A 14872-nucleotide genomic window follows, 5' to 3' on the forward strand; every position below is an offset into this window, starting at 1 on the left:
CCCGCACCGGAAGCACGACGAGCGGGAGGGGGCGCGCCCCGCCCCGTCAGCCCAGTCGCCGCACCTGCAGCGTTTCCTCCACGGCGCCACCCGCACCGTCGGCCGCCACGCGGAAGGCACGCCCGCCGTCCACCTCGCTGACGGCCTCCACCAGCTCACCGTCACGCCACACCAGCGCCACCCCGTCGTCGGCGGCGTAGCCCTCGGGCAGTTCCCCGGAGCCGATGGCACCCCGGAACTGCTCCGGCCGGCCCGGCTCCCCGTCGTAGTGGGGACACGCGCTGCCCCGCAGGAAGCCCAGACCGTCCGGCAGCGCCGCCAGCGGACCGTAGGAGTCGGTGGACGACCCCTCGAACCAGCAGTTCATCCCCGCACTGATGCCGGCCAGCACCGTGCCGCGCCGGCCCGCCTCCGCCAGCACCTCCGGCAGCCCGTGCAGCCGCCACAGCGCCAACAGGTTGGCCGTGGACCCACCACCCACGAACACCAGGTCCTGCTCCAGCAGCACCGACGGGTCGCGGTAGCCCCAGGGGTCGGCGTTGAACAGCGTCAGTACCGACGTCTCGGCCACGCCGCCATAGGCACGCTCGAACTTCTGGCAGTAGGCCGCCCCATCGCCGCTGGCGGTGGGGATGAAGCACACGGCCGGACGTGCCCCGCGGCCACGCTCCCCCGCATCGATGCGCCGCCCGGCCAGGTCGAGGAGGAAGTGGTCCAGCGCGGTGAGCTCGCCCTCGGTCTCGGAGAACCCGCCGCCGCCCAGGGTCACGATCGTCGTCATGCACCGAGTGTGGCACCGGGCCACCCCCGCCGCGCCACCTACGATGCGCACCGTGCAGCCCGACGACCCGACCCCCACCCCGGAGACCCCCGAGGACCCCACCACCCCCGATGCGGGCGACCAGCCCGGCATCGACCCCGCCGACCTCGAGGCCACCCTCCGCGTGCTGGGCCAGCTGCACGAGCTGCCCAAGGGCCACCCGCACATCGAGACCGTCAAGCGCGCCACGGGGCGCATGTACAAGGCCGTCCGCAAGGCGCGCCGCGCGGAGGCCCGTCGCGCCGAACGCCAACCCCTGCTCGATGCGGATCAGCGCCTCATGGAGCGCACCGCCACCGGCAGCCCCCAGCGCATCGACGACGAGACGGCCGGCATCCTGCTGGAGACCCCCACCGGCCTCGCGGGCGCGGGGCACGTCATCGGGCAGCTGAACATCCCCCGCGGCTGCTACATCTGCCACGAGAAGTTCACGGCCGTGGACAGCTTCTACCACTGGCTGTGCCCCCGCTGCGCCGGCGAGAGCCACGCCCGCCGCGACCAGCACACCGACCTTCGGGGCAAACGCGCCCTGCTCACCGGGGGGCGGGCGAAGATCGGCATGTACATCGCGCTCATGTTGCTGCGCGATGGCGCCGAGCTCACCATCACCACCCGCTTCCCCCGCGATGCGGCGCGCCGTTTCGCCGCGCAGGAGGACTCGGCCGACTGGATCGACCGCCTGTCCATCGTGGGCATCGACCTGCGCGACCCCACCCAGGTGATCGCCCTGGCCGATGAGGTGGCCGCCGGCGGGCCGCTGGACATCCTCATCAACAACGCCTGTCAGACGGTGCGGCGCACGCCCGGCTCGTACTCCCACCTCACCGAGGGTGAGCAGGCGCCGCTGGTCGGTGACGAGCTGCGCCCGTCCATGCTGGCGTTCGACCGCATCAGCGAGGCGCACCCCGCAGCGCTGGTCGGGTCACTGTCCGAGCACGCGGTGGCGCACACCGACGCAGGGGGTGGACTCACCGCATCGGACATGACGCGGCTGGCGCTGCGCGCGGGCTCGGCGAGCCTGGAGGCGCACCAGAGCGGCACCGCGCTCGATGCGGGCGGGCTGCTCCCCGACGTGCAGCAGGTGAACTCGTGGACGCAGAAGGTGCAGGAGGTGGACCCGATGGAACTGCTGGAGGTGCAGCTGTGCAACTCGGTGGCGCCCTTCCTGCTGGTCTCGCGGCTGCGGCCGAGCCTGGCCGAGGCGGTGCGGCGTGGGGCGCGGCGGTCGTACGTGGTGAACGTGTCGGCCATGGAGGGGCAGTTCTCGCGGCGGTACAAGGGCTCCGGGCACCCGCACACGAACATGGCCAAGGCCGCCCTGAACATGCTGACGCGGACCAGTGCCTCGGAGATGCTGGAGACCGACGGCATCCTGATGACGGCCGTGGACACGGGGTGGATCACCGACGAGCGGCCGCACCACGAGAAGCTGCGGATCGCGGCCGAGGGGTGGCACGCGCCGCTGGACCTGGTGGACGGTGCGGCGCGGGTGTACGACCCGATCGTGCGCGGTGAGGCCGGTGAGGACCTGCACGGGGTGTTCCTCAAGGACTTCGAGCCGCACCCCTGGTGAGCTGCAGCGGGGCATTGCCGAACGATGGGTGCCTATCGCAATTCGATAGGTTTGCACTACGCTGCGATGCATGGACAACCCTCGCACCGACCCGATCCTGCGACTGTTCCTGATCCTCGGAGCCCTGTTCATCCTGGTGCTGCAGGTCTTTCTCCTGCCCATCCTGGCCGCGGACATGGCCGCTCTCGACCCCGCCCTGGGCTACCTCCGCTGGCCCGTGTTGGCCCTGAGCATCGGGGCGCTCGCGTGCCTCCAGTTCGTGATGGTGTGCATCTGGCTGCTGCTCGATGCCGTGATGGTCGACCGCATCTTCGACCCGGGGAGCCTGGTGTGGGCGTCCCGCATCGAGAAGGCCCTGATGCTCGGGGGCGCCATGACCCTGGTGATCGCCTTCCTCGTCTTCGGGGCTCCCGAAGGGCACCTGCTGGTGACCCTCACCGTCACGGCGGGCGTGCTGGCCTACTTCGGCGCGGCCCTGCTGATGCGGATCATGCGCGGGCTGCTGGAGCGCGCCACCTCCCTCCAGGGTGAGATGGCGGGGGTCATCTGATGCCGATCGTGGTGCGCATCGATGTGGAGCTGGCACGTCGCAAGATGTCCGTCGGGGAGTTCGCCGAGCGGGTCGGCATCACGCCGGCCAACGTCTCGGTGCTGAAGAACGGCCGCGCCAAGGCGGTGCGGCTGAGCACGCTCGAGGCGATGTGCGAGGTCCTCGAGTGCCAGCCGGGTGACCTGCTGGAGTACGTCCCGGACGAGGAGTGAGGGAGCTGGCACGGCAAAGGTGAACCCGGCACGCCGAGAACAGCGTGCCGGGTTCACCTTTGCCGTGCCGGGTTGCGGGGACCACCGGCACGAGGGCCGGGCGGTCAGCCCGCGGGGCTCACCGCATCAGGCGCCGGTCTTGGCCAGCTCGCCCACGAAGGCGAGCCCGAACTTCGCGAACTTCACCGAGTGGTCGGCCGTGCCACCCGTGGCGTCCAGGGTGTCGTTCGGGGTGTGCAGGTGCGGGAACAGCTCGGACTCCGAGACCATCGAGGCCGGGTAGCCCGCCGAGGTCCACGAGGCGTGGTCCGAGCAGCCGTAGCCACAGGTCATGGTGTTCATGGTCATGCCCTGCGGGGCCAGGTAGGCGTCGAACACCTCCCGGGAGAACGTGTTCAGGTCGGCGTTCGTGTTGTCCTGCATGAGGGACATGTCGTACGCGCCACCGTCGTAGTTGGTCATGTCGAGGTTGAGCACGCCCACCACGTCCTTGCCCTGCGAGGCGTAGGAGTTCGCCATGGCGGCCGAGCCACGCAGACCCACCTCCTCCGCGGCATAGGCGGCGAACACCACGGTGCGCTGCGGCTTCCAGCCGTTCGCCAGCGCCACCTGCGCCACCTCGGTGACGGTCGCGGTGGCCGAGGCGTTGTCATCGGCACCCGGGGCGTCCATCGAGTCACCGGAGCCGGAGTTGGAGATGGAGTCGAAGTGCGCACCCACCACCACGACCTCGTCGGGGTTCTCGGTGCCCTGCACGGTCATGGTGACGTTCGGCTGCACACCACAGCTGCTCCCGCAGGACTCGTCGTAGGCCACGGTCACGTCGCTGCGGCCGGCCGCGATGCCGCTCCACTGGTCGTGCACGTGGGCTGCGGCGGCCTTGCCGTGGCTGGAGGCGTAGTAGCGGTTGGGCCAGTTGGTGGACAGGTCCGAGATGGTCTGGCGGATGCGGGACTCCTGCACCTGGTCCAGCCACGGCTCGACGGTGGCCTGGTTGTCGATGCCGGGCAGCGCCAGCGCCTGCGTGGTCGCCTCGGCGGACCGGTCGGAGGCGATGAACTCCTCAGCGGCCGCCCACGTGGGGAAGGTGCGGAAGCCCGCGCCCCGCTCACCGGCCGGCGCCTCGTGCAGCTCGGCCACCTTGTCGGCGGTGGTGCGCGAGATGACGACCTCCTGGCCGCTGGCGTCGCGCAGGGTGTCCACCCGTGCGGCCACCTCGCCCAGCTGGGGCTGGTCGTCGGCTGCGGCCACGACGAACACCGGCGAGTCGTCCACCCCACCGTTGGGCGCCTGGAAGTCCACCGCGGCGGTGGCCTCGGGCCCCAGGTCCGGGTTCGAGGCGCCCACCGTGGGCGACAGGGCGATGCCCGCCATGGACAGGGCGAGGGCAGGGGTGGCGATGAAGGCGCTCAGCGTGCTGCGACGCATGGTCATGCTCCTGGGTAGGGGAACCGCGAAAAGCGGTGGCCGACACGGACAGACGTGTGCCGACCTCCCGATCGTGCGCCCCGTCCGAACCCCTGCCAAGCCGATGGGGCAAACCCTCACGGAGCCTTGACCAACTCCTGACCAGCCCCCGGGCAACCCCTTGGCCCGGGGGCTGGTCGATGCGGGTCAGGCCCCCTGGCGGGCCTCGGCGATCTGCGCGGCGACCTTCTCCTCGGCGCCGGACTCGGGGTCCTGCGCCCACAGGTCCGGCCCGAACACCTCGTAGGAGATGTTGCGGGCATCCACACCCTTGTCCATCAACGAGCGGCGCACGGTCCGCATGAACGGCAGCGGGCCGCACATGAAGACCTTCGCGTTGGCAGGCACATCCACCTGGGCGAGGTCCATCAGGCCGAGGTGGGCGCCCCGGGCCTCACCGGTCTCGTCCATCTCCTCGTACCAGGTGTGGGACGCGAGGTCCGCCAGCTGGCTGGTGGAGGCCTGCATCGTCTCCAGCAGCGGGTGGGCAGCGGACGTGCGGTCGGCGTGCATCAGGATGACGGGCCGCTGGGGCTGGCTCTGGCCGAGCTCCTCGACGATGGCGGCCATCGGCGTGATGCCGATGCCGGCGCTCGCGAGCACCAGGGGCGCGTCGCTCGCGTCGAGCACCACGTCTCCCGACGGGGTGGACACGTCGAGCACGGTGCCGGGCCGGGCGTTCTCGTGGAGCCACGACGACACCTGCCCGTCGGGGTGGCCGTCCACCCCCACGACCTTGCGGATGGTGACGCGGAAGGCACCCTCGGGCGCGCCGGAGATCGTGTACTGGCGCGGCTGGCGCTCGCCGGTGGGCAGGTCGACCGCGATCGCGACGTACTGGCCGGTCGTGTGGTCTGGCAGCTCGCCCTCCACGGGCTTGATCGTCAGCGAGAACACCTCCTCGGTCTCCTCCGTGCGCTCGGTCACCTCGTACTTGCGCCACGGGTTCTCGGGGTCCACGCCGGCCAGCGCGTAGAGCTTGGCCTCCTCCGCGATCAGCTGCGTGCCGAACAGCCAGTACACCTCGTCCCAGGCGGCGGCCACCTCGGGCGTCACCGCATCGCCCAGCACCTGACCCACGGCCTCCAGCAGGTAGTGACCCACGATGGTGTAGTCGGTGGCCGTGATGCCCAGCGAGACGTGCTTGTGGGCGATCCGCTCCATGACCGGGGTGAAGTCCGGCGCGTCGGGGTCGATGAGGTGCACCGCGTAGGCCACGACGGAACTGGCCAGCGCCACCGGCTGCTCGCCGATGGCCTGGTTGGCCTTGTTGAAGACCCGCATCAGCTCCGGGTGGGCCGCGAACATGTTCGGGTAGAACGTGCTCGTGATCTGCACAGCGTGCTCGGCGACCACGCCGGCAGTGGCGGCGACGATCTCGGCGGACTGGGGCGACAGGGTGGGTGTCTTCATACGATTCACAGTAGTACTGCTCCCCCTTCGCGCAACCGCTCGAGCCACACCCGGTACACGCCGCACCGGCTGCCCCCGTGGGTGGTGGATGGGGCTACGTTGGCTCCATGCCCCGTCAGTTCCAGTTCCGCAACGAAGACGGCCACGAGACCGTCCAGATCGCCGTCCGCGGCCGCCAGGTGCTGGCCCGCCCGATGCTGAACCGCGGCTCCGCGTTCAGCATCGAGCAGCGTGACGCCCTCGGCCTGCGGGGCCTCATCCCGCCGGCCGTGAACAGCATCGAGGAGCAGGTGCGTCGCTGCTACGGCCAGTTCCAGATGCAGCCCACCAACCTGGCCAAGTACGTGTACCTCAACACGCTCCAGGACCTCAACGAGATCCTCTTCCACCGCCTCGTGGCCGACCACCTCGAGGAGATGATGCCGATCATCTACACCCCCACCGTGGGTGAGGCGATCCAGCAGTTCTCCTCCACCTTCGACCGGCAGCGCGGCATCTACCTGTCCATCGAGGATGACCAGGACCTGGAGGGCATCGCCACCGCCCTGGCTGCCTACGGCAACGGCCCGGACGACGTGGACATCGTGGTGGTGACCGACTCCGAGGGCATCCTCGGCATCGGCGACCAGGGTGTCGGCGGCATCCGCATCGCCATCGGCAAGTCGGCCGTCTACACCACCGCGGCGGGCATCCACCCCCTGCGGGTGCTCCCGGTGGTGCTGGACGTGGGCACCGACAACCTCGCCCTGCTGCACGACCCGAACTACCTGGGCCTGCGCCGCGAGCGCGTGCGCGGCGAGGAGTACGACCAGTTCATCGCCTCCTTCGTGGAGGCCGTGCAGGAGCGCTTCCCCCAGGCGCTGCTGCACTGGGAGGACTTCGGCGCCACCAACGCCCACCAGATCCTCGAGCGCTACCGCGACCAGGTCTGCACCTTCAACGACGACATCCAGGGCACCGCGGCCATCGTGGTGGCCTCCGCCCTGGCGGCGTGCCGGACCAAGGAGGAGAAGCTCTCCGAGCAGCGTGTGGTCATCCACGGCGCCGGCACCGCGGGCATCGGCATCGCGGACCTGATGCGGGACATCATGATCAGCGAGGGCCTGGACCCCGAGGAGGCGACGAAGCGCTTCTGGGGCCTGGGCAGCCGCGGTCTCATCCACACCGACGGCCCCATGCGCCCCTTCCAGGAGCGGTACGCCCGCGACGCCTCGGAGCTGGCCGACTGGGAGGCCACCGACGGCAACTACTCGCTGGAGGAGACCGTCAGGCAGGTGCAGCCCACCATCCTCATCGGCACCTCGGCGCAGGCCGGAGCGTTCCACGAGGACCTGGTGCGCACCATGGCCGAGGCGACCGAGCGCCCCATCATCCTGCCGTTGAGCAACCCGACCTCCAAGGCCGAGGCGGTGCCGGAGGACCTGCTGGCGTGGACCGACGGCAAGGCCCTCATCGCCACCGGCTCGCCCTTCAAGCCCGTCACCATCGATGACGTGACCTACACCGTGGCGCAGGCCAACAACGCCCTGGTCTTCCCGGGCATGGGCCTGGGCACCATCGCGGTGCGCGCCACCCGCCTGACCGACGGCATGATCACCGCCGCCGCCCAGGCCGTGGCGGAGATGACCACCACGGGTGTGGAGGGCGCGGCCATCCTTCCCTCGATGCGGGAGCTCCGGTCGGTCTCCGCGGCCGTCGCCGAGCGCGTGGCCGCCGCCGCCGTGGAGGAGGGCGTGGCCACCCTCGAGCTGGAGAACCCGCGGGCGGAGATCGAGCAGCTCATGTGGGCCCCGGAGTACCCGGACGTGGAGGTGGTGGACGGCATCGAGACGCCGAGCCCCCGCCGCACCGAGCCGGGCGGCAAGGGCGTGCGCCACACCGGTGACGACTCCCCGTTGAGCCGCTGGCGCCCGCGCCTGCCCGGCCGCCGGAGCTCCTGAGGCTGTCGGTGCTCGCCCCTAGGGTGAGCGCATGTTCCTCCTCGATGACGGGTCGCTCGCCACGAGCGCGCAGGACCTGCGCGTGGCCAGCGAGTGCGAGTTCGCCCTGCTGAACCGCCTCGACGTGACCCTGGGGCGGGTGCCCCGGGAGTCCGTGGAGGACCCGATGCTGGAGCGCCTCGCCGAGCTGGGCACCGCCCACGAGGAGCGGGAGCTGGCGCGGCTGCAGGCCGAGCACCCGGGTGGTGTGGTGGTCGGTGAGCGGCCGCGCGGCTTCTCCCGGGAGGCGCTGGAGCAGGGGATGGCGTGGACTGTGACCCAGTGCGGCCGGGAGGCCGTGCAGGTGGTGCACCAGGCGCCCGTGCTGCTGACCGGGTCCGGCCCCGACGGCGAGCCGCTGGTCCCCCTGTCGGGTCTCGCCGACTTCGTGGTCCGCACGGACGCAGGCTGGCGGGTGAGCGACACCAAGCTGGCAGCCCACTCGACCGTGGCCTCGATGCTGCAGGTCGCCGCGTACGCCGAGGCACTCGCGCAGCAGGGCGTCCCGGTGGCGCCCGAGGTGGACCTGGTGCTGGGCACCGGGTCGGTGGAGTCGCACCCCCTGGGGCCCACGGTGGCCGTGGTGCGGGACCGCTGGGCACGGCTCTCGCGCCTGCTGCGCGAGCACGGGGTCGGAGGTCGTGACGGGGAGGCCCTGGAGTGGGGCGCGCCGGGGATCGGTGCCTGCGGCCGCTGCGAGGTCTGCGCACCGCGGGCCGCTGCGGCCGACGACCTGCTGGGTGTGGCCCGCATGTCCCTGGCGCGGCGCAAGCTGCTGCACGGGCGCGGCATCACCACCATGGCGGAGCTGGCGACGGCGACCACGGGCCCGCGGGGCATGCGGGAGTCCGACTTCGCCACGCTGCGTGACCAGGCAGCCCTGCAGGTCCGGGCCCGCGAGCTCACCGGGGAGGCCAGGCGGCAGGATCCCGACGCGCCGGAGGTGGTGCTCAGCGAGGTGGTCTCCGCGGAGGCCCTGGATGCCCTGCCCGAGCCCAGCCCCGGGGACGTCTTCTTCGACTTCGAGGGCGACCCGCTGTGGCGCCCCCACCCCGGGGCACCGGCCGGGCTGGAGTACCTGTTCGGCGTGGAGGTGCTGGACCTCGCCGGGGAGGATCCCGCCGCGTACGGACCAGCCGACGAACACGGTGCCCGCTACCGGGCGTGGTGGGCCCATGACCGCGCCGCCGAGAAGCAGGCCCTCGCGGACTTCCTGACCTGGTTGGGCGAGCGGCGGCGCCGGCACCCCGACCTGCACGTCTACCACTACGCCGCCTACGAGGTGACGGCCCTGAAGCGGCTCACGGCGGCGCACGGCCTCGGCGCCGAGGAGCTCGACGACCTGCTGCGCCAGCACGTCTTCGTGGACCTCTACGCCACCGTGCGTGCCGGCATCCGCGTGAGCCAGCCGTCGTACTCCATCAAGAAACTGGAGCCCCTGTACATGCCCGCCCGCGGGGCCGATGGGGTGACCGGTGGCGCCGACTCGATCGTGGAGTACCAGCGTTACTGCAGCGCCCGGGACGTCGGCGACACCGAGGGCGCCGCAGCCCTGCTCGAGCGCATCCGGGCGTACAACGAGGTGGACTGCGAGTCCACCTGGCGGTTGCGGGACTGGCTGCTGGAGCGGCATCGCGAGCACCTGCAGCACCACGGGCAGGCAACGGACCTCTCCGCGGGTGGGCCGGGCCCCGAGCACGCCAGGACTGCCGTTCCGGGAGCCCCGGGCGGCGAGGACGGCGAGCCTGATGTCGCCGGCACCCCGACCCTGACCCCGGAGAAGTGGGTGGCCGCCCACCGGGTGGAGGAGTCCTTCGCCGCCCTGGACCTGCCCCCGCGCGGGGAGCGCACGGCCCGCGAGCAGGCGCTGGCCATGCTCGGCTCGGCCCCGCAGTACTACCGGCGGGAGCACAAGCCGCACTGGTGGGCCCACTTCGAGCGTCTGGCCCTGCCGGTGGCCGAGTGGCCGCTGACCGGGGACGTGCTGGTGGTGGACCGGGCCACCTGGACCTCCGACTGGTACCAGCCCACCCCGCGCAGCAACCCGCGCCGCACGCTGGAGGCCCGGGTGGACACCGGCGGCCGGCCGCTGGCACCCGGCACGAGCCTGGTGCCGATCTTCGGCTCCCCCCTGCCGGACGGGCTGGAGTGCGAACCCGGGTACCCCCACGCCCAGTGGCCCTCGGCCGCCGAGGTGCTGGAGTCGCACTCCGAGGCGGCCAGCGGCCTGGAGGTCTGCACGCTCGAGCTGGCCCGCCCCAAGGGCAGCAAGGACCGCCCCGGCATCGCCGAGACCGACTGTCTCCCAGTGGGCTTTGGCCCCACCGCCCCTCCCGGCACCGCGAACCTGGACGCCGCACTGCTCGACCTGGCGGCCACCGTGCTGGCGGGTGAGACCGCCGGGGCCGAGCTCCCCGCATCGGCTGGGTTGGACCTGTTGGCCCGCCGCCCGCCACGCCTGAACGGACAGGCACCCGCGGGCACCGACGACGCCGCCGCGCCCCCGACCCTGCTGCCGCAGGTGGGCGAGCCCGGCATAGACACCCCGCTCGATGCGGTGACGGCCGCGGTCGCCCTGCTGCAGAACAGCTACCTCGCCGTGCAGGGGCCGCCAGGCACGGGCAAGACCTACCTCGGCTCCCGGGTGGTGCGCTCCCTGGTGCAGGCCGGGTGGCGCGTGGGGGTGGTGGCGCAGTCGCACGCGGCGGTGGAGAACTTCCTGGCCGGCTGTGTGAGGGCCGGCGTGCCGGACGTGCGGGTGGCCAAGGCCCCGGCCTCCGGACGCCCCGCACCCGGGAACGCGCCGTGGACCGCGCTGCGCAGTGGCGCCACCCCGACGTGGATCAGCGAGCAGCTCGACGCGGGGCACGGCTTCGTGGTGGGCGGCACCGCGTGGACCTTCAGCCACCCCGACCTGCTGCCCGAGTGCCTCGACCTGCTGGTGGTGGACGAGGCGGGCCAGTTCTCCCTGGCCCCGCTGCTCGCCTGCTCCCGGGTGGCCCGCAACCTGCTGCTGCTCGGCGACCCGCAGCAGCTGCCGCAGGTCTCCCAGGGCATCCACCCCGAGCCGTTGGACGCCTCGGCGCTGGGGTGGCTTGTCGGGTCCGAGCACGTGCTGCCGCCCCAGTTCGGCTACTTCCTGGACACCACCTGGCGCATGCACCCCGCCCTCACGCGGCGCGTCTCGGCCCTGGCCTACGACGGCCGCCTCGGTTCCCACGACGACGTGACGACCGCTCGCCGCATCGAGGGGGTGGAGCCCGGGCTCCACGTGCACGTGGTGGACCACCAGGACAACTCCGTGGCCAGCCCCGAGGAGGCCGATGAGGTGACCCGCCTCGTGGGTGACCTGGTGGGCCGCCGCTTCATCGACACCACCCGGGCCCCCGGCGAGCAGGAGCGACTCCTGGCGCCCGAGGACGTGCTGGTGGTGGCGCCGTACAACGCGCAGGTGAACCTGCTGCGCACCCGCCTTGCCGCTGCCGGGTTCGGCGACACCCCGGTGGGGGCGGTCGACGCCTTCCAGGGCCAGGAGGCCCCGGTGGTCGTGCTCTCCATGACCGCCTCGGCCCGCGACCGAGTCTCCCGCGGCATGGCCTTCCTCTTCGACGTCCACCGCCTGAACGTGGCCATCTCCCGCGGGCAGGTGGCCGCCCACGTGGTGCGCTCGGCGGCGTTGACGGACATCGCGCCGGCCTCCCCGCGCGACCTGCTGGCCCTCGGGTCCTTCCTGGAGCTCACCGCCCCCGAGTGAGCCAACCAGGACCACGACCTGCGGCGACCCCGGCCACGTCGACCTGCGCACGCACTGGAGGAGGTTGAGGATGGGGCCCATGAGCACAGCAGCCGGCGCCACCCACGGCGCACCCCACGGAAGCACCACGGGCCCCGGGTCCGAGGAGAAGGACGCGCTGACCGGGAAGGTCGTGCTGTTGGCGATGGTGGCCGCCCTGGGTGGCTTCCTCTTCGGCTTCGACTCCTCGGTCATCAACGGTGGCGTGAACGCCATCCAGGAGGAGTTCGGACTGTCCGACGTCCTCATCGGCTTCGTCGTCTCCTGCGCCCTGCTCGGCGCCATGGTGGGTGCCTGGTTCGCCGGTACCTTCGCCGACAAGGTGGGACGCACCCGGGCAATGGTGGTGGCATCGGTGCTCTTCACCGCATCGGCCCTCGGGTCGGCACTCTGCTTCGGCCCCTGGGACCTGATCTTCTGGCGCTTCGTCGGTGGCGCGGGCGTGGGCATGGCCTCGGTGCTGGCCCCGGCGTACATTGCCGAGATCTCTCCGGCCGCGGTCCGTGGCCGACTGGGATCGCTGCAGCAGCTGGCCATCGTGATCGGCATCTTCGTGGCCCTGCTGGTGGACGCCTACCTGGCCGACCTGGCCGGGGGCGCCGCGGAGCTGCTGTGGATGGACCGCGAGGCCTGGCGCTGGATGTTCGCCTCCGAGCTGGTGCCCGCCGTGCTCTACGGTGTGCTGGCCCTGAGCATCCCGGAGTCCCCCCGTTACCTGGTGAACACCGGCGACCTGAAGAAGGCCGGCGAGGTGCTGCGTGATGTGGTGGGCATCCGCGGCAAGCAGGCCGCCCAGCGCAAGATCGAGGAGATCCGCACCTCCCTGCACCGTGAGGACAAGCAGTCCCTGGCCGACCTGAAGGGCGCCGCCGCCGGCCTCAAGCCCATCGTCTGGGCCGGCATCCTGCTGAGCGTCTTCCAGCAGTTCGTGGGCATCAACGTGATCTTCTACTACGGCTCCACCCTGTGGCAGGCCGTGGGCTTCGAGGAGTCGCAGTCCCTCCTCATCAACGTCATCACGTCCATCACCAACATCGTGGTGACCATCGTGGCCATCCTGCTGGTCGACAAGATCGGCCGCCGTCGCCTGCTGCTGTGGGGCTCGGCGGGCATGGCGCTGTCGCTGGGCACCATGGCGCTCGCGTTCTCGCAGGCCGTCACCGAGGGCTCCGGTCCCGACCAGACGGTGAGCCTGCCGGACCCCTGGGGCATCATCGCGCTGGTGGCGGCCAATGCCTTCGTGGTCTCCTTCGGCGCCACCTGGGGCCCGATGGTGTGGGTGCTGCTCGGCGAGATGTTCCCCAACGCCATCCGCGGCATGGCCCTGGGCGTGGCGGCCGCGGCGCAGTGGCTGGCCAACTTCGTCATCACCACCACCTTCCCGTGGCTCGCCGGCACCTCGCTGGTGCTGGCCTACGGCCTGTACGCCGCCATGGCCGCGTTGTCCTTCTTCTTCGTGTACAAGGTCATCGAGGAGACCAAGGGCAAGGAGCTCGAGGAGATGGGCGACGAGACCCCCGCCACCCAGGGCGCCACCGCCTGACAGTGCACTCACAGGTGACCTGAGACACGCGGTTCGTAAAGAAACGGCAACAGATCCCACGACGGACCCGCCCCTGTTCCGGGCGGGTCCGTCGCCCGTGTCAGGGTGTGGCATGGCGACCGCAACCCACGCACCCGTCCAGGAGCAGTCCTCCTGGAAGACCCGTCTGTCCGCCCTCGGTCCCGGCCTGCTCATGGCATCGGCCGCGATCGGTGGCTCCCACCTCGTGAGCTCCACCCAGGCCGGAGCGCTCTACCAGTGGCAGCTGGTGGCCCTGGTGCTCTTCGCCCTGCTCATGAAGTACCCCTTCTTCCGGTTCGGCGCGCAGTACACCGCCGAGACCGGTGAGAGCCTCGTCCAGGGCTACGCCCGCACGGGGCGCGTCACCCTCTGGGTGTTCTTCGTCTTCTGCGCCGTCTCCGCGGTCATCGCCGCGGCCGGCGTGGGCATCCTCTGCGCCGTCATCCTGAAGTTCGCGCTCCCCGCATCGTGGGGTCTGAGCGTGCCGTGGGTGGCCGGACTGATGATGGCCTCGGTCTGGATCATCCTGCTGGCCGGCCGCTTCCCGGTGCTGGACAAGCTCACCAAGCTGATCATCACCATCCTCACCGTGGTCACGGTCGTCACCGTGATCGTGGCCGCCTCCAAGGGCGCCCAGGGCGCCGCCGACGCCATCGCCCCGAGCCCGTGGACCCTGGCCGCCCTGCCTTTCCTGGTGGCACTCATCGGCTGGATGCCCGCCCCCATCGAGATCTCGGCCCTGCAGTCGCTGTGGATCGCCGAGAAGCAGCGCTTCCGCCCGGCCAACGCGCGCGACGTGATCTTCGACTTCAACGTCGGCTACCTCATCAGCGCCATCCTGGCCGTGTTCTTCATCGCCCTGGGCACCCTGGTGCAGTTCGGCACCGGCACCGAGATCAAGATGGCCGGTGGCGCGTACATCCCGCAGCTCATCACCATGTACACCAACACGATGGGCGAGTGGGCCCGGCCGCTCATGGCCCTGCTGGCGTTCGTGGTCATGTACGGCACCACCATCGCCGTGGTGGACGGCTACGGCCGCGCCTGCGCCGAGTCCATCCACCTCATCCGGCGCAAGCCCGGCGGCGCCGGTCGTCAGGCCGTCATGGTCTGGAGCACCGGCATCGCACTCATCTCGTTGGCCATCATCGTCTGGTTCAACGCCCAGATGGGTGAGCTGCTGCGCTTCGCGATGATCGCGGCCTTCATCATGGCGCCGATCTTCGCGTGGCTGAACTTCCAGCTGGTCCGTCGTCAGGACCACCTGTCCGGCACGCTGCGCGTCCTGTCCTGGGCGGGCCTGCTCTTCCTGGGTGGGTTCACGCTGCTCTTCCTGGCGGCCGAGCTGGGCGTCATCGGCTGACGAACTCCTCCGGCGTCCATCGCCACCACGCCCACGGGGCGTCCACCACTCGGTGGGCGCCCCGTGGCAGATTCCTTGCATGGCAACTCACCTCGCAGGCGATGCGCCCTCGACCACCCGGTCCCGCCTGGCCGCACT

10 protein-coding genes are annotated in these 14872 nt (G+C 71.3%); 7 read left to right on the forward strand and 3 right to left on the reverse strand.

Annotated features, from left to right (window positions below):
- Positions 1–46: 46 nt before the first annotated feature.
- A complete protein-coding gene (locus ACEY2A_RS09050) occupies positions 47–781 on the reverse strand; it encodes a Type 1 glutamine amidotransferase-like domain-containing protein (protein ID WP_374928277.1) in 735 nt (244 codons plus the stop codon).
- A 43-nt stretch (positions 782–824) separates the two neighbouring features.
- On the opposite strand from ACEY2A_RS09050, the gene ACEY2A_RS09055 reads away from it, so the two are divergent.
- The 3 genes from ACEY2A_RS09055 to ACEY2A_RS09065 all read left to right on the forward strand — a co-directional run bounded on the left by ACEY2A_RS09055 (position 825) and on the right by ACEY2A_RS09065 (position 3155).
- Positions 825–2393, forward strand: a complete 1569-nt coding sequence (locus ACEY2A_RS09055) for an SDR family NAD(P)-dependent oxidoreductase (protein ID WP_374928278.1) — start codon at positions 825–827, stop codon at positions 2391–2393.
- Between the two features lie 70 nt (positions 2394–2463).
- Positions 2464–2943, forward strand: coding sequence for a DUF2975 domain-containing protein (locus tag ACEY2A_RS09060; protein ID WP_374928279.1), 480 nt, complete (start codon positions 2464–2466; stop codon positions 2941–2943).
- Positions 2943–3155, forward strand: a complete 213-nt coding sequence (locus ACEY2A_RS09065; protein WP_374928280.1) for a helix-turn-helix domain-containing protein — start codon at positions 2943–2945, stop codon at positions 3153–3155. The genes ACEY2A_RS09060 and ACEY2A_RS09065 overlap by 1 nt, the downstream gene beginning before the upstream one ends.
- 126 nt (positions 3156–3281) lie before the next feature.
- Here ACEY2A_RS09065 and ACEY2A_RS09070 read toward each other — a convergent pair whose 3' ends face one another.
- Together ACEY2A_RS09070 and ACEY2A_RS09075 are read right to left on the reverse strand one after the other, a co-directional pair.
- A complete protein-coding gene (locus tag ACEY2A_RS09070) occupies positions 3282–4583 on the reverse strand; it encodes a M20/M25/M40 family metallo-hydrolase (protein ID WP_374928281.1) in 1302 nt (433 codons plus the stop codon).
- A gap of 186 nt (positions 4584–4769) precedes the next feature.
- Positions 4770–6035, reverse strand: coding sequence for a globin domain-containing protein (locus tag ACEY2A_RS09075; protein ID WP_374928282.1), 1266 nt, complete (start codon positions 6033–6035; stop codon positions 4770–4772).
- A 107-nt stretch (positions 6036–6142) separates the two neighbouring features.
- On the opposite strand from ACEY2A_RS09075, the gene ACEY2A_RS09080 reads away from it, so the two are divergent.
- The 4 genes from ACEY2A_RS09080 (at position 6143) to ACEY2A_RS09095 (ending at position 14734) form a co-directional block, all read left to right on the forward strand.
- A complete protein-coding gene (locus ACEY2A_RS09080; RefSeq protein ID WP_374928283.1) occupies positions 6143–7975 on the forward strand; it encodes an NAD-dependent malic enzyme in 1833 nt (610 codons plus the stop codon).
- Positions 7976–8006: 31 nt separating this feature from the next.
- Complete coding sequence (locus ACEY2A_RS09085; protein WP_374928284.1) at positions 8007–11768, forward strand: TM0106 family RecB-like putative nuclease; 3762 nt, start codon at positions 8007–8009, stop codon at positions 11766–11768.
- Positions 11769–11847: 79 nt separating this feature from the next.
- On the forward strand, positions 11848–13350 hold the full coding sequence (locus ACEY2A_RS09090) for a sugar porter family MFS transporter (protein ID WP_374928285.1): 1503 nt from the start codon (positions 11848–11850) through the stop codon (positions 13348–13350).
- 112 nt (positions 13351–13462) lie between these two features.
- Complete coding sequence (locus tag ACEY2A_RS09095; RefSeq protein WP_374928286.1) at positions 13463–14734, forward strand: NRAMP family divalent metal transporter; 1272 nt, start codon at positions 13463–13465, stop codon at positions 14732–14734.
- The last annotated feature ends 138 nt before the right edge of the window (positions 14735–14872 follow it).

The organism is Kytococcus sedentarius (assembly GCF_041937525.1).
In the GTDB taxonomy this organism is placed as follows: Bacteria; Actinomycetota; Actinomycetes; order Actinomycetales; family Dermatophilaceae; genus Kytococcus; species Kytococcus sedentarius_A.

Excerpts from the sequence above, each read along its gene's own strand:
- ACEY2A_RS09050 (WP_374928277.1), bottom strand. The coding sequence starts at position 781 with ATGACGACGATCGTGACCCTGGGCGGCGGCGGGTTCTCCGAGACCGAG.
- ACEY2A_RS09055 (WP_374928278.1), top strand. The coding sequence starts at position 825 with ATGCGCACCGTGCAGCCCGACGACCCGACCCCCACCCCGGAGACCCCC.
- ACEY2A_RS09060 (WP_374928279.1), top strand. The coding sequence starts at position 2,464 with ATGGACAACCCTCGCACCGACCCGATCCTGCGACTGTTCCTGATCCTC.
- ACEY2A_RS09065 (WP_374928280.1), top strand. The coding sequence starts at position 2,943 with ATGCCGATCGTGGTGCGCATCGATGTGGAGCTGGCACGTCGCAAGATG.
- ACEY2A_RS09070 (WP_374928281.1), bottom strand. The coding sequence starts at position 4,583 with ATGCGTCGCAGCACGCTGAGCGCCTTCATCGCCACCCCTGCCCTCGCC.
- ACEY2A_RS09075 (WP_374928282.1), bottom strand. The coding sequence starts at position 6,035 with ATGAAGACACCCACCCTGTCGCCCCAGTCCGCCGAGATCGTCGCCGCC.
- ACEY2A_RS09080 (WP_374928283.1), top strand. The coding sequence starts at position 6,143 with ATGCCCCGTCAGTTCCAGTTCCGCAACGAAGACGGCCACGAGACCGTC.
- ACEY2A_RS09085 (WP_374928284.1), top strand. The coding sequence starts at position 8,007 with ATGTTCCTCCTCGATGACGGGTCGCTCGCCACGAGCGCGCAGGACCTG.
- ACEY2A_RS09090 (WP_374928285.1), top strand. The coding sequence starts at position 11,848 with ATGAGCACAGCAGCCGGCGCCACCCACGGCGCACCCCACGGAAGCACC.
- ACEY2A_RS09095 (WP_374928286.1), top strand. The coding sequence starts at position 13,463 with ATGGCGACCGCAACCCACGCACCCGTCCAGGAGCAGTCCTCCTGGAAG.